The sequence below is a fragment of the Bradyrhizobium sp. AUGA SZCCT0176 genome (assembly GCF_018130145.1).
In the GTDB taxonomy this organism is placed as follows: domain Bacteria; phylum Pseudomonadota; class Alphaproteobacteria; order Rhizobiales; family Xanthobacteraceae; genus Bradyrhizobium.
This window is the reverse complement of the sequence record NZ_JAFCMB010000034.1, coordinates 24,095-45,651: the sequence shown is the minus strand read 5'-3', so window position 1 is coordinate 45,651 and position 21,557 is coordinate 24,095. Positions and strand designations below refer to the sequence as shown.

Below are 21,557 nucleotides of genomic sequence, written 5' to 3'. Positions count from 1 at the left end.
CGCTTGCGGGGAGAGGTCGGATCGCCTCGGCGATGCGAAGCATCGTCCGGTGCGATCCGGGTGAGGGGGTACAGGTCTCACGACACACTTCGCTCGTGGAAAGAGCCCCTCACCCCGACCCTCTCCCCGCAAGAGCGGGGCGAGGGAGAAGAGGCTCACCCCGTCACCTTGCTCGAGCCCTGCGTGATCAGTCGCGCCGCGCGCTGGTTCCTGGCGTGGATCCAGAGCCAGCTCATGGCGACGCTGAGTCGGTGGCGCAGGCCGATCAAGAAATAGATGTGGGCGATGCCCCAGATCCACCAGGCGAGATTGCCGCGCAGCTTCATCCAGCCGAAATCGATCACCGCCTTGCGCTTGCCGATCTGCGCCAGGCTGCCGGCATGCTTGTAGCGGAACGGTGGCAGCGTGCCGCCGCCGAGCCGCGCCTTGATGAGGGCTGCGACGTAGCGGCCCTGTTGCTTGGCCGCCGGCGCAATGCCGGGCACCGGATTTCCGCTCGCATCGGCAATCGTTGCGGTGTCACCCACAGCGAAGATATCGGGATGGCCGGGCACTGTCAGGTCCGGCTTTACCTGCACGCGGTAGGCGCGATCGGCAGGCGCGCCCAGCCATTCGGCCGCGCGCGAGGCACGCACGCCCGCGGCCCAGATGATGGTTTTCGCGTCGAGCTTGGTGTCGCCATAGACCACGCCATCGATGCTGCATTCCGTCACCGGCTTTCCCAGCATCACTTCGACGCCGAGGCCCTCGAGCGAGGTTTGTGCGTAGGCCGAGAGATCGTCGGGAAAGCCCGCCAGCACGCGAGGACCTGCCTCGATCAGCACCACGCGCGCCTTGCTGGTGTCGATGTTACGGAAATCCTGCGGCAGCGTGTCCTTGGCGAGGTCGGCAATGGTGCCGGCGAGTTCGACGCCGGTGGGGCCCGCGCCGATGATGACGAACGTCAGCAATGCGGCGCGCCGCGCCGGATCGGTCTCGCGTTCGGCGCGCTCGAAGGCGACCAGGATGCGCCGCCGCAGCGTGGTGGCATCCTCCAGCGTTTTCAGACCGGGTGCGAACGGTTCCCATTCGTCATGGCCGAAATAGGCGTGGCGCGCACCGGTGGCGAGGATCAGCGTGTCATAGGGCAGCGCCTCGCCGTCATCGAGCAGTACACGCTTGCCGGCGGCGTCGACGCCATTGACGTTGGCGAACAGCGTCGTGACATCGGGCCGGTCGCGCAGGAGATAACGGATCGGCCAGGCGATCTCGGAGGTCGCCAGCGATGCGGTGGCAACCTGATAGAGCAGCGGCTGGAACAAATGGTGGTTGCGCCGGTCGATCAGCGTGATTTTCACCGCTGCGCCGGCCAGCCCGAAGGCGGCTTCCAGCCCGCCGAAGCCGGCGCCGACGATCACCACGTGGTGCTGACGTTTCGGCGCGCTCGTCATGGAATCCAGCCTCGGTTCGAGATGTCTCCGTGCCCTCATTATGTAGTTATTTGTGCACTGCTTCCAAGAGAAGCTTCAAGGCGTGTTTGCCAATCGACCGATAGCGAAAGCGTATCGTGAGCCGTGAAACACAGCGTCGAAAAATTTTGCTTACGCTGACGACGGCCACACGGTCGACGCCTCGATGATGTCTGCGGTTCGCCGGTAATGCTCGGCCAAATAACGCACGGCGTCTTCGCTGCGGCGTAGCGTGGCGTCCATGATCTGCTGATGCTCGGCGGCAACGTCGCGCGCCGGCGTTCCCGCCACCCGGCCGACCAGGCATGGCAGCCGGTAGCGCTGGGTTTCGACATAGAGCTGGTCGGCCAGGTCGAGAAGCCGCGGCGATCCGCAATGGGCGATCAGCGCCCGATGGAATTGATAGTGCCGCTCGTCCATCGCATGCATGTCGACGGCGCCTACTTCGCCGGAGAGGCGCGATTGCCGTTCGGCCTGCAGGCTGAGCGCATGGAAGGCGGCCACGATGGCGGCTTCCCAATCATCGTCGCCGTTGCGCATCGATCTGCGCAGCGCGTCGGATTCGATCAGAATGCGGGTTTCAGTCGCGTCCTTCATTTCCGCGCGCGACAGCGGCGCGACCGAAAAACCGCGCAGCGCCGTCGAGAACACGAGCCGCTCGGACTGCAGCCGCATCAACGCCTCGCGCAGCGGCGAAAAGCTCAGGCCGTAGCGCTGCTTCAGCGCTTCGAGCCGCAGCGGCTTGCCCGCGTCGAGCGCGCCGGAGACGATGTCGGCACGCAGACGCTGATAGGCGACTTCGCTCAATGTTGCGGGCTCGCCGGCTCCTTCGCTGACGATCCGGCGGTCGCCTGCCACGCCTGCCATGTTTCCTGCTTTCGCGGTCGCCATTAGTGGATTGGATTTCTTTCGAAAATTTTCTATTGCTTCGAAGATATATATTATTTTATATGATTGGTAACCCAGGGAGAGCGAAATGGCAACAGGACGCCGCGAAAACCACCGGGAAGACGTCGCCGGGCGCGCCAATGTCGAGGACACCCCGGAATTGCTCGCCTATTACGACGAGCTGGAAAATCTGGACGCGGGTGCGCTGTGGACGGTCGCCAACAAGATCGAGCCCTGGCAGCCCAAGTCGTCCTCCGTCCCTGTGCTTTGGCGCTATGAGGACCTGCGCCGGCATGTGCTGCGGTCCGTCGAACTGGTGTCTCCCGAAAAGGCCGGCCGACGCGTCATCTACCTGAACAATCCCGGTCGCCGTGATCATGCCGCCGCCGTCGGCTGGCTCTATTCGGGTCTGCAGGTGATGCATCCCGGTGAAGTTGCCTCCGCCCATGCCCATTCCGCCTCGGCGCTGCGCTTCATCATGGAAGGCGAGGGCGCCTACACCATTGTCGATGGCCACAAGCTCACACTCGGCGCCAATGATTTCGTCCTGACCCCAAACGGCACGTGGCACGAACACGGTGTTTCCAGCGATGGCACGCCGTGCATCTGGCAGGACGGTCTCGACATCCCGCTCGTCAACACGCTCGAGGCCAATTTCTACGCGGTGCATCCGAAGATGCAGCAGGAGGTCGGCTATCCCGTCGACGACATGACCCACGCCTGGGGCAATCCGGGCCTGCGCCCCGCGGGCGCGGAATGGACGCGCGGATATTCACCGCTCCTGAAATACGAGTGGGGCCCGACCTACGAGGCGCTGCAACGCTACGGTAAGGCCTCCGACGGCTCGCTTTATGACGGCGTGCTGATGAACTACGTCAATCCCGTCACCGGCGGTCCTGTGATGCAGACGATCGGTGCGTCGATGCAGCTGCTCCGGCCCGGCGAGGCCACAAAGGCTCATCGTCACACCGGCAGTTTCATCTACCAGGTCGCAAAGGGAAGCGGTCACTCGATCATCGACGGCAAGCGCTTCGACTGGAAAGAGCGCGACATCTTCTGTGTTCCGTCCTGGTCCTGGCATGAGCATGTCAACGGCTCCGAACGCGACGACGCCTGCCTGTTCACCTTCAACGATCTGCCTGTGATGCACGCCCTCGGCCTGTATCGCGAGGAAGCGTATGGCGACAATCAAGGCCGGCAGCCGCTGACATCCTAGGGAAACCAACCATGCGTCTTGTTACCTACCGCGCCAATGTCGAGGCGGCGGCCCGCCTCGGTGCCGTCGTCGATGACCTAGTCGTGGACGTCGAACGGATCGGCGCGCATGCCGGCGTCGCGCTGCCATCGTCGATGCTCGATCTGATCGATCTCGGGCCGCCGGCGACGATGGCGCTGAAGAAGATTTTAAGCGATCACGCAAGCCATTGGCCGGTAGGCACAGCGCTGCCGCTTGCCAATGTCAGGCTGCTGGCGCCGATCCCGAGGCCGCGGAAGAACATCTTCGGGATCGGGCTGAACTATGTCGAGCACGTCGCGGAATCGTCACGCGCGCTGGACACGGCGAAGGAATTGCCGAAGCAGCCGATCATCTTTTCAAAGCCTCCGACCAGCGTGATCGGGCCCGACGACGCCATCGAGCACAACCGGACGATTACGCAGCAGCTCGATTGGGAAGTCGAACTCGCCGTCGTGATGGGGCGAACGGCGCGCCGGATCCCGGAAGCGCAGGCCCTCGATTTCGTTTTCGGCTACAGCGTGATGATCGACGTCAGCGCGCGCGACAATCGCCGCGCCGGCCAGTGGATCTATTCCAAGGGCCAGGACACCTACGCGCCGTTCGGTCCATGCATCGTGACGGCTGATGAGATCGGCGATCCGCACGCGCTCGATCTCTGGCTCACGGTGAACGGCGTCGAAAAACAGCGATCCAACACCCGCCACATGCTGTTCAAGGTGCCGCTGCTGATCTCGGACATTTCGGCAGCGATCACGCTCGAGGCGGGTGACATCATCGCGACCGGCACGCCCGATGGCGTGGGCGCGGGGCGGACACCGCAGGAATGGCTGTGGCCTGGCGATGTCGTGGAGGCGGAAGTGGCCGGCATTGGCCGGCTGCGTCATCCGGTCGTGGCGGTCTAAGCGCGGGGGCCGGCGATGTTGTTCGACATGGAGACGCTGGAGGCTCAACAACGCTACAAGATATTGACGGCGACGGTGACCCCGCGGCCGATTGCCTGGGTGACGACGCTGTCCGAAGACGGTGTCATCAACGCGGCTCCCTACAGCTTCTTCAATGTGTTGGGGCACGAGCCGCCGACGCTTGCGATCGGGCTGCTCGCCGGGCCGGGGCGCTTCAAGGATACCGCGACGAATATTCTTGCGACCGGAGAGTTCGTTGTGAACCTGGTTTCCGAACAGAATGCCGCGGCCATGAACGTCACTTGCATCGATGCGCCGCCCGATATCGACGAACTCGCGCTGGCGGGCCTCACCGCCGCCGCGTCACATGCGATACGGCCGCCGCGCATTGCGGAGTCCCCGGTTTCCTTCGAATGCCGGGTGCTGAGCTCGATGGTGACGGGGCCGCGCCAGACGGCGGTGATCGGCCGCATCCTGTGCGCGCACGTGGATGGTGCGGCGGTTCAGGACAGGGAGCGCTGCCATATCGACACGCCTGCGCTGCGGTTGATCGGCCGCATGCATGGCAGCGGCTGGTATGCTCGCTGCACCGATCTGTTCCAACTCGACCGGCCGAGCTGGGCGGAGTGGCGACGAAACGCCGCGCCCCAACCGGATCAGGCGCCATGAACATGATGGCGCGCGCTGTCTCTTCCGATTGTGCTGCGGCCGCACCTGCGACATTTGTTGCCCCGGCAACCGGAACTATAGTTCTTGCCTTCGGCGCCGTCTGCGAATTATGGTGCAGGCCGCTGGGGTATGGGCCGAAGGTTCTAATCGGAGCTTTCGGTTCGTGCTTGCTGTGGGCCGGAGATTTCGCGCACAAAATATCCGGGCTTACCGGGATTGACGAAGGCGCAGGCCTCGAGACGGCAGCCGCACTGGCTGGCGGAACAAAATAGATAATGAGGAGGGGAGTGAATATGAAAAAGACATTCTGGCTGGCGGGCGCAATGGCTCTGGCGCTGGCGCAGCCCGCGCTTGGCGCCGACAGCATCAAGATCGGTTTCGTCTCGACCTTCAGCGGCCCCACGGCCGCGATCGGCAACGACATGCGCAACTCGTTCGAACTGGCGCTCGACCATCTGGGCCGCAAGATAGACGGCAAGCCGGTCGAGGTGATCTATGAGGACGACGGCCAGAAGCCGGATGTCGGCAAGCAGAAGACCGAAAAGCTGATCCAGTCCGACAAGGTCGATTTCATCGTCGGCTACATTTGGTCGAACGTGCTGCTGGCTTCGCTGAAGACCGCGGTCGATTCCAAAACCTTCCTGATCTCGGCCAATGCCGGTCCCTCGCAGCTCGCCGGCGAATTGTGCTCGCCTTACGTGTTCTCGACCTCCTGGCAGAACGACCAGACGCCGCAGGCGATGGGCACCTACATGAACCAGAAGGGCGTTAAGTCGGTGTTCCTGATCGGCCCGAACTATGCCGCCGGCAAGGACATGCTGGCCGGCGTCAAGAGCACGTTCAAGGGCCAGGTAGTCGGTGAAGAATACACGGTGTGGCCAAGCCAGCTCGACTTCTCCGCCGAGCTCACCAAGGCCAAGAACTCCAAGGCCGATTCGATCTTCGTGTTCTATCCGGGCGCTGCTGGCGTGCAGTTCCTCAACCAGTATGCGCAGGCCGGCATCAAGGCGCAGATCCCGCTCTATACGGCGTTCACCATCGACGAATTGTCGCTGCCGTTGCAGAAGGACAACGCGCTCGGCGTTCCCGGTGCGCAGCAATGGGTCAACGACCTGCCGAACCCCGAGAACAAGAAGTTCGTCGAGGACTACCGCAAGAAATATCCGAACCTGCGCCCGACCTTCTATGGCGCGCAATCCTATGATGCCGCGCAGCTGATCAACAGCGCGGTGGTTGCGGTCAAGGGCGACACGACCAAGAAGGACGCGATGAAGGCCGAGATGGAGAAAGCCAACTTCAAATCGGTGCGCGGCCCGTTCAAATACGGCAAGAACCACATTCCGATCCAGAACTTCTATCTGCAGGACGTGGTCAAGGATGCTGACGGCCAGTTGGCGCTGAAGACGGTGGCCACCATCGTCAAGGACAGCCAGGATGGCTTCCACGATAAATGCCCGATGAAGTGATCAGTTGTTCTGCCGACGCATGGTCCGCCAGAAATTGACGACTTGGCCAAAATCTTGGCAAGAAACTTGGCAAGGATCATGCATCCAATAAGAAAATGGCGGCGGCGCAAACGCGCTGCCGCTGTTTTGTTTCGAGTTGCGGGGCATGATCGCGACCAACGCGTGGCGTTGACGCCAGTATCATGGAGAGGGCGCTAAGTTGGTTCTTGTCGAACAATCGCTGAACGGGTTGCAGTTCGGCCTGCTGCTGTTCCTGCTGGCGGCCGGGCTGACGCTGGTGTTCGGCATCATGGACTTCGTCAATCTGGCGCACGGCTCGCTCTACATGATGGGCGCCTATTTCGCCGCGACCTTCACCGCATGGACCGGAAGCTTTATCCTCGGCGTGCTGCTGGCGCTCGGCGCCACGCTGCTGCTCGGGATCGCGCTGGAATTTGTCGCGCTCCGGCATCTCTACGGCCGCGACCACCTCGACCAGGTGCTGGCGACGTTCGGACTGATCTTGTTCTTCAACGACGCGGTGCGGCTGATCTGGGGCCCAGCCGGGCTCGCGCTGCCGCTGCCGGCCTGGCTGACCGTGCCGGTCCAGATCATCCCGGGCGTGTACTATCCGGCCTACCGGCTGTCGATCATCATCGTCGCGCTCGCTGTCGCCGCGCTGCTTTACGTCGTTGTGATGCGGACCCGGATCGGCATGCTGATCCGCGCCGGCGCCTCCAACCGCGAAATGATCGGCGCGCTCGGCATCAACATCAAACTGCTGTTCACGCTGGTGTTCGGCCTTGGCGCGGCGCTCGCCGGTCTTGCCGGACTGATGCAGGCGCCGATCCTCACCGTGCAGATCGGCATGGGCGAGAACATCCTCATCCTCGCCTTCGTCATCATCGTCATCGGCGGCATCGGCTCGATCCGCGGCGCGTTCCTGGCCGCGATCTTTGTCGGCATGATCGATACGCTCGGTCGTGCCTTCCTGCCTGATCTCCTGCGCATGGTGCTGAGTTCCGCCGCCGCCTCTACCGCCGCGCCCGCGCTGTCGTCGATGCTGATCTATCTCTTGATGGCGATCGTGCTGGTGGTGCGGCCGGAGGGGCTGTTTCCGGCCGCCAAGCGATGAAACTACAAATCAATACAAGCAACGTCGTCGTCGCGCTGGTCGCCGCCGGGCTGGTCGTGCTGCCGCTCTATTCGCAGCTCACCGGCAACATCTTCATCCTGACGCTGTTCACCCGCATCATCATCTTCGCGCTGGCCGCGGCCAGCCTCAATCTCATCATGGGCTATGGCGGCATGATGAGCTTCGGCCACGCGGCCTATCTCGGCATCGGCGGCTATGCGGTCGGCATCCTCGCGCATGAGGGCATCGGCTCCGGCTTCATCCAGTGGCCGGTGGCGCTTGCAGTGTCGGCGCTCTATGCGCTGGTCATCGGCGCGCTCAGTCTGCGCACCCGCGGCGTCTACTTCATCATGATCACGCTCGCCTTTGCGCAGATGGCCTATTACATCGCCTCGGGCATGTCGCGCTACGGCGGCGACGACGGCCTCACCATTTACAAGCGCAGCAGTTTCGGCGGCCTGATCGACCTGTCGAACCGCGTGCAGTTCTATTACCTCTGCCTCGGCTGCCTGTTCGGCGGCATCTATCTGATCTGGCGGATCATCAATTCGCGCTTCGGCCTGGTGGTGCAGGGCATTCGTTCCAACGAGCAGCGCATGCAGGCGATCGGCTATCATGCCAACCGCTACCGGTTGGTCTGTTTCGTCATCTCCGGTACCATTTGCGGCCTGGCCGGCGCGCTGCTGGCGAACAATACCGACTTCATCAGCCCGGCCGGAATGTACTGGACCCGCTCCGGCGAGCTCATGGTGATGGTGGTGTTCGGCGGCATGGGCTCGCTGTTCGGTCCTGTCATCGGCACGATCTTCTTTCTGCTGCTGGAGGAGCTGCTGTCGCAATTCACCGAATACTGGGCGCTGATCATGGGGCCGCTGCTGCTGCTGATCGTGCTGTTCGCGCGCGGCGGCATCATGGGCCTGCTCGGGAGGTTTAACCGTGGCTGATCCCTTGCTCCGCGTTGAAAACCTGGTGCGGCGGTTCGGCGGCATTCTCGCCACTGACAATCTGTCGCTCGACGTCATACCTGGCGAGTTGCACGCCATCATCGGCCCCAACGGCGCCGGCAAGACCACGCTGATCAGCCAGTTGACTGGGCAATTGATGCCGAACTCAGGCACCATTGTTTTCGGCGGCCGCGACGTCACCGGGCTGCCGTCCTATGAGCGCAGTCGGCTCGGGCTGGCGCGCTCGTTCCAGATCACCTCGCTGCTGCCGAATTTTACCGCGGCCGACAATGTCGCGCTCGCAGCGCAAGCCCATGACGGCCACTCGTTCCGGTTCTGGGGCAATGCGCGCAAGGAAAAACCGCTGCGCGCCGCCGCGCAAGCCGCGCTGACGCGGGTCGGGCTCGGGGCGCGCGCCGACGTGCCGGTGTCCGAACTCAGCCATGGCGAACAACGCGAACTCGAGCTTGCGGTCGCGCTCGCCACCAAGCCGCAATTGCTGCTGCTCGACGAGCCGATGGCGGGGCTCGGCGTCACCGAGTCGGCGCGCATGGTGGCGCTGCTGAAGGAATTGCGCAAGGAAGTCACCATCGTGCTGGTCGAGCATGACATGGAGGCGGTGTTCGCGCTGGCTGACCGCATCACCGTCCTCGTGTACGGCCGCGTCATCGCGTCGGGCGATCCCGATGCGATCCGGCACAACGACGAAGTCAAGCGCGCCTATCTCGGCGATCAGCACGTGGTGGTCGCTCATGGCTGAAACAAAAATGGCTGAAACCCTGCTCGAAATTGATGGCATCGAAACCTGCTATGGCCTCAGCCAGGTGCTGTTCGGCCTGTCGCTGAAGGTTCAGTCAGGCGAAATGGTCGCGCTGATGGGCCGCAACGGCATGGGCAAGACCACGACCATCCGCTCGATCATGGGCATGACGGGCGCGCGTGCCGGCACCATCCGTTTCGGCGGGCAGGAGGTTCGCAGCCTGCCGTCGTACAAGATCGCAAAACTCGGCATCGGCCTGGTGCCGGAAGGCCGCCAGATCTTTCCGAACCTCACCGTGTACGAAAACCTGGTCGCGGCTGCCGGCAATCGCGCCGGGAATTCCGATCCCTGGACCATCGAAAAGATCCACGCGCTGTTTCCGCGCCTCGCCGAGCGCGGCGGCAACATGGGCGTGACGCTGTCCGGCGGCGAGCAGCAGATGCTCGCGATCGGCCGCGCGCTGATGACCAATCCGAAGCTCTTGATCCTCGACGAAGCCACCGAAGGCCTCGCACCGTTGATCCGCGAGGAAATCTGGAGCTGCTTGTCGATGCTCAAGGGCCGTGGGCAATCGGTGCTGGTGATCGACAAGAACGTCGCCAACCTCTCCCGCATCGCCGACCGGCATTACATCATCGAGCGGGGACGCACGGTGTGGAGCGGCACGTCGGAGCAGTTGATCGCCGAGCCGGATTTGCAGCACCGGTATCTGGGGATTTGAGGGGACCACGCAAATGTCTCTTTACGTCATGGCCGGGCTTGACCCGGCCATCCACGTCTTTCTTGTTTCGCGGAGGTAAGACGTGGATGCCCGGGACAAGCCCGGGCATGACGAGTTGAGAGACTGACGCGTTCACAACGCCCACGCCAAAATACCACCATGAACCCCGACGCCGACCGCATCATCGGACTCTATCAACGCCACGGCCGCGCCTGGGCGCAGGACCGCGGCAACCGGCTGATGGAGCGCGCGTGGCTCGACCGGTTTGGCGCGCTGCTGCCGGCCGGAGCTTCCGTGCTCGACATCGGCTGCGGCTCAGGTGAGCCGATCGCCCGTTACCTCATCCAGCAGGGATGTCATGTCACCGGTGTGGATTCGTCGCCGGAACTGATTGCCCTGTGCACGGCATCTTTTCCGGATCTTGCGTGGCACGTCGCCGACATGCGCACGCTCGCCCTCACGCGGCGCTTCGACGGTTTGCTGGCGTGGGATAGTTTCTTCCACCTCTGTCCCGATGACCAGCGCCGGATGTTTACCATCTTCCGGAATCATGCTGCGCCGCGCGCGGCATTGATGTTCACGAGCGGTCCGGCGCATGGCGAAGCGATCGGGAGCTACAGGGACGAGCGACTCTATCATGCCAGCCTGGACGCCGCCGGATACCGCGCGCTGCTCTGCGCGAATGGTTTCGACGTGGTGGCGCATGTCGTCGAAGATCCGGACTGCGGCGGTCATACGGTCTGGCTGGCGCAACTCACCTAGCGCGGTCGGCTCGCCCACGCTGCGCGCAGGTCAGCCAGAACGATCACGCACATGCCAGGTGGCCCCGGGATTGTTGGAAGATGACGAGCGCTGGTATATTCTTTTTCGTCAAACCGACGTGGTCTATCGGGGCCGCGTGCCATCAAACCCTTAAGCCGGATCGTGACCTCCATCAGGCCAAAGTATGTCCAACAATGTATTCAATTGCCTTCCTGTTGACCGGCAGGTTTTCACGATTGTCGGCGCCGCGACCACCGCGCCGCAATACGACGTTGAGCACCGCTTGCTCCTGATCTAGCCTAGGGCTGCGCGATGTCCCTCGATGCTTCCGCCGCGTTGCGATCTGGTTTGCCGGTCCGGCCGACCGGCGCTTCCCGCAAGAGCGTGCCGCTTGTGCTCTTCTTTTTTTCCATGAGCATCATTGTTGCGGCCTGGTACTGGCTGGCGGCGCCGGTGCTGCTGGATCATGCGCCGATCGATCCCGCGAAGAAGCTCGACTGCGTGTCCTACGCGCCGTTCCGGAGCGGGCAGACGCCGTGGAATTCCGATATCATCATCAGCCCGGAGCAGATTGCGGAAGATCTCGGCCAGTTGGCCGGGATATCGAACTGCATCCGCACCTACTCGGTCGAGAACGGGCTCGACAAGGTGCCTCAGCTGGCGTCGAAGGTCGGGCTCAAAGTCATTCTCGGCATCTGGCTCGGACGCGACCGCACGAAAAACGCCGATCTCATCGACACCGCGGTCGCGCTGGCCAAGGCGTATCCCGGCACGGTCACGTCGGTCGTCGCGGGCAGCGAAGTGCTGCTGCGGGGCGAAATGACCGTGTCCGATCTTCGGGAAGTGATCCGCTCGGTCAAGGCGCGCATCACGACGCCGGTGACCTACGCCGATTCCTGGGATTTCTGGCTCCGCCACCGGGAGATGGCCGACGACGTCGATTTCGTGACGGTCCACATGTTGCCGTTCTGGGAAGACGTGCCGATCCGCGCCGAAGACGCCGCCGCGCATGTGATCGATATCTACGGGAAGGTCGCACTTGCCTTCCCCGGCAAGAACATCCTGATCGGCGAAGCCGGCTGGCCAAGCAAAGGACGCATGCGCGACGTCGCACTGCCGTCGCGGATCAATCAGGCCCATTTCATTTCCGAACTCCTCGACCGGGCCGGGCAGGAAAAAATTCGTGTCAATCTGTTCGAGGCCTACGACGAGTCCTGGAAGCGCCAGTGGGAAGGCACGGTCGGCGCCCATTGGGGCCTTCTCGACGGCGATAGCCGTCAAATCAAGCACGCGCACGGAGCGGCCGTCAGCAATTATCCGTTCTGGAAGATGCAACTGGGAGCTGGCCTTGCTTTCGGCGTTTGTGTCTTTGCCGTTGCATTGTTGACGCTTTGGCGGCGGCGGACGGCGACAGGATTGGTTCCGTGGCTGGCGGTGTCGGCTTGCGCGACGACAGGCGGAATCCTGCTGGGGCTCGGCGCCGAAAAGGCCTTCTATGAAAACTATGGCATCGCCGGTCTGCTGAACCAGGGATGGCTTCTGACCGCGGCCATCGCGCTGCCGCTGCTGTGTGCCAACGCGTTGATGGCTGGACGGCCGTTGCCGTCCTTCCGGGAATTGCTTGGCCCGCGCGAGAGCTGGCCGTCATCAGTGCCTGCGCTGGTGCTGGGCGTTGTGCTGATGATCACTACGCTGATCACCGTAGAGGTCGCGCTCGGCCTCGTGTTCGATCCGCGTTCACGGGATTTCCCGTTCGCCAGCGTGACCATGGCGGCTGTGCCGCTCTGGACGGTGGCGCTGCTCTGCCGCCGAAAGTCGGACAATGGCGTCACCGCCGAGACGGTGTTCGCTGGCCTGCTCGCGGCGGCCGCGCTTTTCCTCTTTTTCAATGAGGGTGTTCACAACTGGCAGTCGCTGTGGACAGCGGCGGCATTTCTCCTGTTTGGCGCCGCGCTGTGGCCGCCGCGTTTCGTTGCCGTGTGGAGCGCGCTACCGAACATGCCGTTCGTCTTCCGGAAGACGCTTCGCAAGCAACAACTCGCCGTACAACCGGTCGCCGTCGCTTCCCTGCCGTCGCCAAAGCCGCAGGACGCCGCCGGCTTCGTTGCGACGACGTCAAAGGTCGAATGCGACAAATAGCTTTGTGCTGAAGAGGGCTCTGGTCCGGGAACGAATGCATGTGGTCGAACAGATTTTCCCGGCGCCGTTTTGGCAAGATCGCAGGATGGGCGGCGCTCGGCCTGTCGACGGGATCGGTCAAGTCAGCGGATGCACAAAGCAGTTCCAGCGGCAAACCCATCGCGGCCTTCCCGGCTGATTTTAGATGGGGCACCGCGACCTCGTCCTATCAGATCGAAGGCGCGGTCAACGAGGACGGTCGAGGGCCGTCGATCTGGGATCGTTTTGCGCACACGCCCGGAAAAATTGCCGATCACAGCACGGGCGACGTCGCTGACGACCACTTTCATCGCTACAAGGACGACGTCCAATTGATGAAGGCGCTGGGGACGAAGACCTATCGCTTCTCGATTGCATGGCCTCGCGTTTTCCCGGAAGGAACGGGCACACCGAATCCAAAAGGCCTCGACTTCTACAACCGGTTGCTCGACGAGCTCCTGGCAAACGGCATCGAACCGTTTGCCACGCTGTATCATTGGGACTTGCCGCAGGCGCTGCAAGACCGCTTCGGCGGCTGGATGTCGCGCGACACTTCGAAAGCCTTTGCAGATTACTCGGGCTATGTCGCCGAGCGCCTGAGTGATCGCGTGAAGCATATCTTCACGATCAACGAATGTTCGAGGCTGGTTCATCTCGGCCATGGCCTTGGCCTCGACGCGCCGGGCCTGAAACTGTCGCTAGGCGAACAGAACCAGGTTCGTCACCATGTTGCCCTTGGGCACGGCCTTTCCGTGCAGGCGATCCGGGCGCACGCCAAGGCCGGAACCAAAATCGGCCTCGCCGAGAACATGGTCAACTGCATCCCCGCAATCGAGACGCCGGCGAACATCCGCGCCGCCGAGATCGCCGTGCGCGAGCTCAACGCCGGTTATCTGACCGCGATCCTCGAAGGAAAATTCACCGACGCCTATCTGGCGCAGCCCGACGCCCCGAAACACACCGCCGACGATCTCAGCATCATTTCGTCGCCGATCGATTTCGTCGGGCTGAATGTCTACACGCCCGATCATTACGTGCTGGCCGCGGACAACGCGCGCGGCTACACGCTGGCGCCGTTTCCGGCATCGTTCCCGCATATGGATGCGTCCTGGCTGCGGATCGGGCCGGAGGCGCTGTATTGGGCGCCGCGTCACGCGGCGAAGATTTGGGGTGTGAAGTCGATCTACATCACCGAGAACGGGACGTCGTCGACGGATCAGCCGGCCGCGGACGGCAACATCTATGACGTCGACCGGGTCATGTATCTGCGCAACTATCTGTTCCATCTGCAGCGCGCGACGTCGGAGGGCGTCCCGGTGGCCGGCTACTTCCTGTGGAGCCTGATCGACAATTTCGAATGGATGGACGGCTACCAGAAACGCTTTGGAATCTACCACGTCGACTTCAACACCCAGCGCCGCACGCCGAAACTGAGTGCGTCGTTCTATCGGGAGGTTATCAAGCAGAATGCGGTTGTTTGACTTTCCGTCGTCCCGGCGAAGGCCGGGACCCATACCGCGTGATCTTTCCGCGAAAGCGACGGCGTCAGTTACCTTTTAAAGCAATGATCGCTGCGGAGTATGGGTCCCGGCCTTCGCCGGGACGACGGAAGACTGTTGCTCAAAACATCTCGAAATATTCGCGATGTTCCCATTCCGAGACCTCGGCCTGGAAGCGTTCGATCTCGGCGTTCTTGATGTGGACGTAATAGTCGACGAACTCTTTTCCGAACGCTTGACGAAAAAACGGATCGTCGCTGAGCGCGGTCACCGCTTCGCGCAGCGTCTTCGGCAACAGCGCCGCCTTGGTCTCATAGGGCATGTCGGCTGACGGGCCAGGATCGAGCTTGCGGTCGACGCCATCGAGCCCTGAGAGAATCTGCGAGGCCATGTAGAGATAGGGATTGGCGGCGGGTTCGCCGATACGATTTTCCAGACGTGTCGCAGCATCATTGGGGCCGCCGAGCACGCGGATCATGACGCCGCGGTTGTCGCGGCCCCAGATCGCCCGATCCGGCGCCAGCGAATAGGTGCGGTAGCGCTTGTAGCCGTTAATGGTCGGTGTCGTGAACACGGCGGAGGCGCGGGCGTGGGCCAGCAGTCCCGCGAGATAGTTGCGCGCAAACGGGCTCAGTACCTCGCTGCCTTCCGTGGTCATGAACGCGTTGTCGCCGCTGGCGCGCGATACGATGGATTGATGCAGATGCCAGCCGGACGCGAACACGTTCGGCAGTTTGGGCCGGCACATGAAGGTGGCGTGATAGCCGTGGCGCCGGGCGACCTGTTTTACGGCGCTGCGAAACAGCACCATGTTGTCGGCGGGCGTCAGCCCCCTGGTCGGCGCAAAGGTGAATTCGCATTGGCTCGGGCCGAACTCGACCTCGACCGACCGCAGCGGCAGGCCGAGCGCCAGCACGTCGCGCCGGATGATTTCCAGCACCGGCTCCATCTGGTCGTAGCGCTGCTCGGTCAGATATTGATAGCCGTGCGACAGCAGGCTCACCGAAGGCGGCTGACCGGGCTGCCCGGCATCCTCCGGCGCCATGTGCGCGTCTTCGAGCTTGAAGATGTGAAACTCGACCTCAAGCCCGGCAACGAAATCGTAGCCGCGCTGGCCGAGTTGATCGAGCACCCCGCGATAGAGATGCCTTGTCGCGAACGGCACCGGGCGGCCATCGCTGAAATAGATGTCGCAGAGCAGCCAGCCGGTCGTCGGCGCCCATGGCAGCACGCGGAACGTGGTGGGATCCGCAACCATCAAGACGTCGGCGGCGCCCTCCATCTCGCGCATGCCAAAACCGCCGCCTGATGTGAACACCGGAAACACCGTGCGGTGCGAGGTGTCCTTGGCGAGCATGGTTGTCGTGATGGAGCAGCCGCTCTCCAGCGAGGCCAGCGCCTCGCTCGCGACCAGCGTCTTGCCGCGCAAAATGCCGTGCTGGTCCGGGAACGACAGCCGGATGACTTCGAGTTTTTGCTCTTCGACAATGCGGCGCAGGCGGCTTGCCGCCTCCTTCTGCTCCGCCGACCACAGGCCGTGACGCTCCACGAAACTCAACGCGTCACTCCCTTTCTTCTCCCTCGCCCCGCTTGCGGGGAGAGGGGCGGGGTGAGGGGGACTCTCCGCGAAGCCGGTGCGAATTGAAGGACCTGTACCCCCTCACCCGGATCGCATCTTTCGATGCGATCCGACCTCTCCCCGCAAGCGAGGAGAGGTGAAGGGAACGCCGGTGCCAACTCAAGAACCACCATCACTCAGCCGCCGTCAGATGCCGGATCTTGTCCGATATCTCGCCCGGCACCGGCGCGGCCCATGGCGCGCCGCGGCGGCGTTTGACGTCGACTTCCATCCAGTAGATTTCCCAGCCCCGAGTCGGCCCGATGCCGTCCATAGTGGCGGGGCCCTGGATGCTGCGCGCGCGGGACGGGTCGAGGAACATGAACGGCTTCTCGCCGCCGGAGACCTTTTCGATCTCCTGCCGCAGCAGGCGGCGATATTGCACGATCGCCTTGTCTGAGGTGCCGAGATGTTCGTTGGTGCGATCCTGGATCGCGCCCATCGATTCCACCGCCCACTGGTCGTGCACGTTGATGTCGGCGCCCATGCCGGTATAGGTCTCGGTCGCCTGCTCGTGCGGATCGAATCCGTAATCGTTCGATCTGTTCTTGCGCGATTTGTAATCGGGCAATTCATAGAGTTCGAGGCGCTGGTCGCGCATCTTCTTCTTGTCGACCGGCGCCGTGTAGGAGGTGAAGATCGCGAACCAGTAGCAGTTCTCGTCATCGACCGGCACATGCCACTGCGTGATCGTCATCTCCTGGCTCATCGGGATGACGAAGCCGTGCGGGAACAGCTGGTTGGTGACGCGCACATGGGTGCGCTCCTCGTCGATCTCGCGCAGTGCGATCAGCCGCAGACCATATTCGGTGTGCTCGACATTGATGATCGGGTTGTCGTATTCGCGCAGGATTTTGGTCATCGGCATGTCTGACCCGGCGGACGCGCCGCGGAACTGCTTGCCGTAGGAAGCCGAAGTATCCTCATCCTCGAAGAAGCGATGCAGGAAGGAGGCGTGCGCCGGATCGATGCCGACTTCGAGCGCCTGCAGCCAGTTGCAATTGATGTGGCCCTTGAATGCGAACGTATGGCTGTCGGGCGCGATGAAGCAGTCGATCTCCGGAAACGCCGGCGGTTCGCCTTCGCCGAGATAAGCCCAGAGGATGCCGCTCTTCTCGACCACGGGATACGAACGCTGCTTGATGCCCTTGCACAGGTTCGAGCCCTTCGGCTCCGCCGGCGTCTCGATGCACTGGCCCGACGTGTCGAACAGCCAGCCATGGAACGCGCAGCGCAGGCCGCCATGTTCGAGCCGGCCGAAAGCAAGGTCTGCGCCGCGATGGGCGCAATGGCGGTCGATCAGGCCGTAGCGGTCGTTCTCGTCGCGGAATAGCACGAGGTTCTCGCCGAGCAGCTTGACGGCTTTGACCGGCCGCGGGCCCTGTAGCTCGTCGACCAATGCGGCCGGTTGCCAGTACATCCGCATCAGTTTCCCGCAGGGGTCCTTTGCCCCGGTGCGGGTGATCAGGTCGTTCGCTTCCTGGCTCATCATGGCGTTCAGCCCTTTCGTCGGAGGCGGTTTGTTCGCCTATTGAACGAATGGGCGAATTATGCCATGACTGTAGAGGACGGCAAGCACAATTTTGAACGCTTCCAATCGGAAGGGCCAATGCCAAAGCTGAAACGCGCCGAGGGCGACGAGCGCGCCACCGATTTCGTCGAGAGTCTCGACCGCGGCATCCGCCTGCTCCAGGTGTTCGGCACGATCGGGGGCCCGGCGACGCTGAGCGATCTGGCGCGCGCCGCCGATCTGCCGCGGGCCACCGCCCGCCGCATCCTGTTCACGCTCGAGCACGGCGGCTTCGTCACGTCAGACGGCAAACTGTTCACGCTGACGCCGCGCGTGCTGACCCTCGCAGCCTCCTATCTTCAGTCGAGCCAGGTGGTGACGGTGCTGCAACCGGTGCTCGACCGGATCGCGCTGGCCGCGCAGGAAATAAGCTCGCTCGCGGTGCTCGATGGCGACGAGGTCGTTTTCATCGCGCGCGGCAGTCCGACGCGGGTGTTCTCCGCCGGCCTCGACATCGGCTACCGCCTGCCGGCGTTCTGCACCTCGGTCGGCCGCGTCATGCTCGGCCAGTTCGACGATGGCGATCTCACGGCGCGGCTCGCCGCCATGCGGCGCGAGCCGATGACGCCACACACGGTGACCGATCCAAAACGATTGCTTGCTTGCGTGCGCGGCGATCGCGAACAGGGCTATTCGCTGGTCGATCGCGAGGCCGAGCCGCATTTCCGTTCGATCTCGGTGCCGGTGCGCCGCTACGACGACGTGATCGTCGGCGCCATCAACATGGGCGCGCATGTTGATCGGGTCTCGACGGCCGAGATGATCGAGCGGTTTTTGCCGTTGCTGAAAGAGGGCGCGGAGTCGGTCAGATCGATGTTGCTGTGACTATGCCGCACCTCGTGGGCAACCTGAAAAGCTATTTGAAGGTCATTGCCCCGAAGAGAGCAGCTCTATTTGTCGCTGAGCTGTGACGTAGCCCCAGATACCGGCAATTGTGATCGTTAGCAGCGCAGCCGCACCCAAGAGAGGCCACTTGGAAGTACCGCGGAAGCCAGCGTCCATATGCAGGAAGCCAAACAGCGTAACGGGAGTCTGAAACGCCAATGCGCCAATGTAGCGCGTGATCGAAATGCCATGCTGATACGGCTTCCAGTCCGGGCCGGCATTTATACCCAGAAGGAGATCCGAAGGCGTCAGATAGTCGTAGCAATACCAGGTCAATATGGCGGTAAGCGGCAACGCCGGAAGCACTGCAAATCGCGCTCGACTACCAACCATCCGATGCCCGGTTGCAACGAGGGCGGCTTGAAAGGCCTGAGGTAAAGCAAATACGAGGATGGATCCGATCGCGGCAATGATACCAAGGATGGGCGTCTGTATGGCCATCATGGAGAGAACGTCTTTCCGGGTTCTGTGCGGGTTACCGTGCACGATGTCGAAGAACACAAGGTGAGCGATACTCCTTGCACCGACGGCCATCGCCGCGAAAAGCATGACCCATAAGAGGCTGTGTGCCTAAGAAGCGCCAATAGCGCGATTGTTCATTGAAAATGGCCCCGTTCAATTCTGCGTAGCCCGCTCACTGTCGCCGATGGCTGAGCAGGTTTTGTGCATAAATTCAGGGATTTTCGTGCCTAAATGCCCCGCTTGCGCCGTGCTCGCGGTCAGAGTTGGTGGATACGCGGAGTTCATTATCACCCACCTTGAACGGAGGCCGCATTTTTCGTCATCTGCCATGAACGCGATCCCCTCCCGCCTGCACGAAGCTGATGCAGATGCCGCGAGAGATCGAATGAACAATCCCAATTGGGCTGTCCGTATTGTCGCCGTCCCTCCCGGCGAGGCGCCGCTATGGGTGCGTCAGAAATGGGTCGGCCTCGATTTGCCGGTCATGCGCTATGCGGCGCACCGCAAAATGCTGGCCTTCGGCGTCCTGTCCATACCGCAGTCGTGGCCAGCGCAATGGGCAGCCATTCTCCGTGGACGCGCAGAGCGAGTCGCCGGCTATGCGGTGGCGGCAGCACCCGCTATCGGCATTCTCGCCAAAGCGAGTCCGGAGGCCGCCGCATGGTGGCGCGAGAACACGCCGCATCTGATCGCGCCGAAGCGCTACCTCGTGTTTCACGAGGAAGTCTGCCGGATTGCCGATATCTGACGAGGAAACCAAAGCCGGCTAGCGCTTGAGCGCGGCGGCGATCATTTCGAACTTGGCGACGATCTGCGGTGTCACCAGATAGCGAAGCGTGCCCGCAACCGACAGGCTGACGACGATCGCGACGATCGTGTACTGCGCCGTCAAAACCGCCAGTATCGCGCGAAGCGGGCGCGGCCGGCTTCTCGGCATCTTCGCGGCGATGCGGATGGAAGCGTCGTCTTCAAGGGTACTCATGCGATTTCATCCTGCATGGCGGCTGAGCGGATCGCATCAGTGTTCGGATCGCAGCTGATCGAGGCGCGACCGCAGTTGCCGGTTCGCCCGTTCGCTGGCGCGCAGCTTGCGCGCCCAGTTCAGCTCAACGACGCCTCCGGCCTCGCTTGCGCCAGAAAACATCAGGCCCGCGGCGAAACGATCGCGCCAGACCAGGCGCGCCAGGCAGGAGATACCCTTGCGTTCGATTTCGAAATCCACCTCGTCGGGCACGAGGGCCGAATTTTCAAATTCGATCCTGGCACCGAACTGGCTGAAGTTGCGCACGACGCAGGCGAGCGTCGAAGAGCGGGCGTTGAAGGCGACCCTTCCGCCGTAATAGACGCGGTTTCTCGGCAGTTTGCGGCGCTCGGACATGATCTGTATTCCCTGCGTTTAACGCTTTGGTAACACTATTAGAGGGTGTGTTTCCGCAAGGAACTGTTGCGGTGGTTAACCGCGGCCGTGGTTAATGGTGGCGTTCTTTTCGCGAGCGGTGCACGACGCCGCGCCCGCTCAGCCCCGCGCGAACATCCGCGCTTCATCGTGCAGCACTGGCGCCACCGCATCGACCAGCCGCGACGCGGCGTCGTTGACGTTCAAGCCCGCGGTATCCACCACGGCCGACGCGCGGGCGTAGAGCGGTTCGCGGCTGACCAGGATGGTGCGCAGTTCGGCCATCGCGGAGCGATCGTCCGCCATCGGCCGCAGGTCGCCCTGGCCGCGCACCCGCGCCATGTGTTCTTCGGGCTTCGCCTTCAGCCAGATCGTGTAGAACGACGACAGGATCAGGTCGAACGTCAGTGGTTCGGAGACGATGCCGCCGCCGGTTGCCAGCACCATCAGTTCCTTGCGCGCCAGCAATTGCCCGAGCGCGGCCTGCTCCATGCGCCGAAAGCCTTCCTGGCCGTAGAGCGCGATGATCTCGGCGACGGACAATCCGTTCTGCGCCTCGATCTCCTTGTTGAGTTCGACAAAGCTCCAGCCGATCTTCTTCGCCAGCATCTTGCCGAGCGTCGATTTGCCGGCGCCACGCAGGCCGATCAGGGCGATGCCCGAGAACGACATCTTGCGATGCGCCGCAGTACTTCCGCCCGCGAGCACATCCTTGGCCTGCGCGATCTGCGCGGATGTCGCCTTGCGCACGAGGTCGCGGATGACAGCCCAGTCGGGCACAGGTTCAGTGGAGGGAATGAGATCTTCCAGATGCGCGCCCATCGCGTTCGACACCCGGCGCAGCAGCACGATCGAGACGTTGCCCTTGCCGCTTTCGAGCTGGGCGATATAGCGTTCGGAAATGCCGGAGACCTTCGCGAGCACTTTTCGCGACATGCCGCGCAACGCCCGCATGGTGCGCACGCGCTGGCCGAGCTGCTCAAGAAAGCCGGTTTCGGGATCGCTGGTTTCGGACATTTCCCTGAGTTAGCCCTGACTGCGAATCGGCGCGGTTCGGAA

21 protein-coding genes are annotated in these 21,557 nt (G+C 62.8%); 13 read left to right on the top strand and 8 right to left on the bottom strand.

Going from position 1 to position 21,557, the window contains the following annotated elements:
• Positions 1–155: 155 nt before the first annotated feature.
• Entirely contained in the window at positions 156–1,430 is a 1,275-nt protein-coding gene (locus JQ600_RS35350) for an NAD(P)/FAD-dependent oxidoreductase (RefSeq protein WP_212392077.1), read from the bottom strand.
• Positions 1,431–1,580: 150 nt separating this feature from the next.
• The gene (locus JQ600_RS35345) at positions 1,581–2,315 is read right to left on the bottom strand and encodes a GntR family transcriptional regulator (RefSeq protein ID WP_212392078.1); all 735 of its coding nucleotides are present in this window, start codon (positions 2,313–2,315) and stop codon (positions 1,581–1,583) included.
• Between the two features lie 109 nt (positions 2,316–2,424).
• Here JQ600_RS35345 and JQ600_RS35340 point away from each other — a divergent pair, with 109 nt between their 5' ends.
• The 11 genes from JQ600_RS35340 to JQ600_RS35290 all read left to right on the top strand — a co-directional run bounded on the left by JQ600_RS35340 (position 2,425) and on the right by JQ600_RS35290 (position 14,549).
• Complete coding sequence (locus JQ600_RS35340; RefSeq protein WP_212392079.1) at positions 2,425–3,552, top strand: cupin domain-containing protein; 1,128 nt, start codon at positions 2,425–2,427, stop codon at positions 3,550–3,552.
• Positions 3,553–3,563: 11 nt separating this feature from the next.
• Complete coding sequence (locus tag JQ600_RS35335) at positions 3,564–4,475, top strand: fumarylacetoacetate hydrolase family protein (RefSeq protein WP_212392080.1); 912 nt, start codon at positions 3,564–3,566, stop codon at positions 4,473–4,475.
• Positions 4,476–4,502: 27 nt separating this feature from the next.
• Positions 4,503–5,144, top strand: coding sequence for a flavin reductase family protein (locus JQ600_RS35330; protein ID WP_249136244.1), 642 nt, complete (start codon positions 4,503–4,505; stop codon positions 5,142–5,144).
• A gap of 293 nt (positions 5,145–5,437) precedes the next feature.
• Entirely contained in the window at positions 5,438–6,610 is a 1,173-nt protein-coding gene (locus tag JQ600_RS35325) for an ABC transporter substrate-binding protein (protein WP_212392081.1), read from the top strand.
• Positions 6,611–6,809: 199 nt separating this feature from the next.
• Positions 6,810–7,724 carry a branched-chain amino acid ABC transporter permease gene (locus JQ600_RS35320; RefSeq protein WP_212392082.1) on the top strand — a complete coding sequence of 305 codons (915 nt, stop codon included), beginning with the start codon at positions 6,810–6,812 and terminating at the stop codon, positions 7,722–7,724.
• Positions 7,721–8,668: a branched-chain amino acid ABC transporter permease gene (locus JQ600_RS35315; RefSeq protein ID WP_212490343.1), complete on the top strand. Its 948-nt coding sequence runs from the start codon at positions 7,721–7,723 to the stop codon at positions 8,666–8,668. Before JQ600_RS35320 ends, JQ600_RS35315 begins: the two co-directional genes overlap by 4 nt.
• The gene (locus JQ600_RS35310) at positions 8,661–9,428 is read left to right on the top strand and encodes an ABC transporter ATP-binding protein (protein ID WP_212267484.1); all 768 of its coding nucleotides are present in this window, start codon (positions 8,661–8,663) and stop codon (positions 9,426–9,428) included. The genes JQ600_RS35315 and JQ600_RS35310 overlap by 8 nt, the downstream gene beginning before the upstream one ends.
• Positions 9,421–10,149 (top strand): ABC transporter ATP-binding protein, encoded by a 729-nt coding sequence (locus JQ600_RS35305; RefSeq protein ID WP_249136243.1) that lies wholly within the window; start codon positions 9,421–9,423, stop codon positions 10,147–10,149. The genes JQ600_RS35310 and JQ600_RS35305 overlap by 8 nt, the downstream gene beginning before the upstream one ends.
• 159 nt (positions 10,150–10,308) lie before the next feature.
• Positions 10,309–10,911, top strand: a complete 603-nt coding sequence (locus JQ600_RS35300) for a trans-aconitate 2-methyltransferase (protein ID WP_212392085.1) — start codon at positions 10,309–10,311, stop codon at positions 10,909–10,911.
• Between the two features lie 312 nt (positions 10,912–11,223).
• Positions 11,224–13,050: a glycosyl hydrolase family 17 protein gene (locus tag JQ600_RS35295; protein WP_212392086.1), complete on the top strand. Its 1,827-nt coding sequence runs from the start codon at positions 11,224–11,226 to the stop codon at positions 13,048–13,050.
• Between the two features lie 38 nt (positions 13,051–13,088).
• Positions 13,089–14,549, top strand: coding sequence for a GH1 family beta-glucosidase (locus JQ600_RS35290; protein WP_212392087.1), 1,461 nt, complete (start codon positions 13,089–13,091; stop codon positions 14,547–14,549).
• 139 nt (positions 14,550–14,688) lie between these two features.
• Here JQ600_RS35290 and JQ600_RS35285 read toward each other — a convergent pair whose 3' ends face one another.
• Positions 14,689–16,125, bottom strand: coding sequence for a glutamine synthetase family protein (locus JQ600_RS35285; protein WP_212490342.1), 1,437 nt, complete (start codon positions 16,123–16,125; stop codon positions 14,689–14,691).
• 193 nt (positions 16,126–16,318) lie between these two features.
• Positions 16,319–17,677, bottom strand: coding sequence for an aromatic ring-hydroxylating dioxygenase subunit alpha (locus JQ600_RS35280; protein ID WP_212392089.1), 1,359 nt, complete (start codon positions 17,675–17,677; stop codon positions 16,319–16,321).
• 117 nt (positions 17,678–17,794) lie between these two features.
• On the opposite strand from JQ600_RS35280, the gene JQ600_RS35275 reads away from it, so the two are divergent.
• Entirely contained in the window at positions 17,795–18,580 is a 786-nt protein-coding gene (locus JQ600_RS35275; RefSeq protein WP_212392090.1) for an IclR family transcriptional regulator C-terminal domain-containing protein, read from the top strand.
• Positions 18,581–18,622: 42 nt separating this feature from the next.
• On the opposite strand, the gene JQ600_RS35270 is transcribed toward JQ600_RS35275, so the two are convergent.
• Positions 18,623–19,141: a hypothetical protein gene (locus JQ600_RS35270; RefSeq protein WP_212392091.1), complete on the bottom strand. Its 519-nt coding sequence runs from the start codon at positions 19,139–19,141 to the stop codon at positions 18,623–18,625.
• A 346-nt stretch (positions 19,142–19,487) separates the two neighbouring features.
• Between JQ600_RS35270 and JQ600_RS35265 the strand changes: the two genes are divergently transcribed.
• Positions 19,488–19,850 carry a hypothetical protein gene (locus JQ600_RS35265; protein WP_212267502.1) on the top strand — a complete coding sequence of 121 codons (363 nt, stop codon included), beginning with the start codon at positions 19,488–19,490 and terminating at the stop codon, positions 19,848–19,850.
• 18 nt (positions 19,851–19,868) lie between these two features.
• On the opposite strand, the gene JQ600_RS35260 is transcribed toward JQ600_RS35265, so the two are convergent.
• From JQ600_RS35260 to JQ600_RS35250, 3 genes are all read right to left on the bottom strand, one after another.
• Complete coding sequence (locus JQ600_RS35260) at positions 19,869–20,084, bottom strand: hypothetical protein (protein ID WP_212392092.1); 216 nt, start codon at positions 20,082–20,084, stop codon at positions 19,869–19,871.
• A gap of 36 nt (positions 20,085–20,120) precedes the next feature.
• Entirely contained in the window at positions 20,121–20,480 is a 360-nt protein-coding gene (locus tag JQ600_RS35255; RefSeq protein WP_212392093.1) for a PilZ domain-containing protein, read from the bottom strand.
• Positions 20,481–20,618: 138 nt separating this feature from the next.
• Positions 20,619–21,515, bottom strand: a complete 897-nt coding sequence (locus JQ600_RS35250) for a helix-turn-helix transcriptional regulator (RefSeq protein ID WP_212033461.1) — start codon at positions 21,513–21,515, stop codon at positions 20,619–20,621.
• Positions 21,516–21,557 lie beyond the last annotated feature (42 nt).

Bases quoted from the DNA above. Each gene is read 5' to 3' on its own strand.
- JQ600_RS35335 (WP_212392080.1), top strand. From the start codon at position 3,564: ATGCGTCTTGTTACCTACCGCGCCAATGTCGAGGCGGCGGCCCGCCTC.
- JQ600_RS35295 (WP_212392086.1), top strand. From the start codon at position 11,224: ATGTCCCTCGATGCTTCCGCCGCGTTGCGATCTGGTTTGCCGGTCCGG.
- JQ600_RS35280 (WP_212392089.1), bottom strand. From the start codon at position 17,677: ATGATGAGCCAGGAAGCGAACGACCTGATCACCCGCACCGGGGCAAAG.
- JQ600_RS35345 (WP_212392078.1), bottom strand. From the start codon at position 2,315: ATGGCAGGCGTGGCAGGCGACCGCCGGATCGTCAGCGAAGGAGCCGGC.
- JQ600_RS35340 (WP_212392079.1), top strand. From the start codon at position 2,425: ATGGCAACAGGACGCCGCGAAAACCACCGGGAAGACGTCGCCGGGCGC.
- JQ600_RS35300 (WP_212392085.1), top strand. From the start codon at position 10,309: ATGAACCCCGACGCCGACCGCATCATCGGACTCTATCAACGCCACGGC.
- JQ600_RS35315 (WP_212490343.1), top strand. From the start codon at position 7,721: ATGAAACTACAAATCAATACAAGCAACGTCGTCGTCGCGCTGGTCGCC.
- JQ600_RS35330 (WP_249136244.1), top strand. From the start codon at position 4,503: ATGGAGACGCTGGAGGCTCAACAACGCTACAAGATATTGACGGCGACG.
- JQ600_RS35275 (WP_212392090.1), top strand. From the start codon at position 17,795: ATGCCAAAGCTGAAACGCGCCGAGGGCGACGAGCGCGCCACCGATTTC.
- JQ600_RS35350 (WP_212392077.1), bottom strand. From the start codon at position 1,430: ATGACGAGCGCGCCGAAACGTCAGCACCACGTGGTGATCGTCGGCGCC.
- JQ600_RS35325 (WP_212392081.1), top strand. From the start codon at position 5,438: ATGAAAAAGACATTCTGGCTGGCGGGCGCAATGGCTCTGGCGCTGGCG.
- JQ600_RS35255 (WP_212392093.1), bottom strand. From the start codon at position 20,480: ATGTCCGAGCGCCGCAAACTGCCGAGAAACCGCGTCTATTACGGCGGA.
- JQ600_RS35260 (WP_212392092.1), bottom strand. From the start codon at position 20,084: ATGAGTACCCTTGAAGACGACGCTTCCATCCGCATCGCCGCGAAGATG.
- JQ600_RS35250 (WP_212033461.1), bottom strand. From the start codon at position 21,515: ATGTCCGAAACCAGCGATCCCGAAACCGGCTTTCTTGAGCAGCTCGGC.
- JQ600_RS35290 (WP_212392087.1), top strand. From the start codon at position 13,089: ATGTGGTCGAACAGATTTTCCCGGCGCCGTTTTGGCAAGATCGCAGGA.
- JQ600_RS35265 (WP_212267502.1), top strand. From the start codon at position 19,488: ATGAACAATCCCAATTGGGCTGTCCGTATTGTCGCCGTCCCTCCCGGC.
- JQ600_RS35305 (WP_249136243.1), top strand. From the start codon at position 9,421: ATGGCTGAAACAAAAATGGCTGAAACCCTGCTCGAAATTGATGGCATC.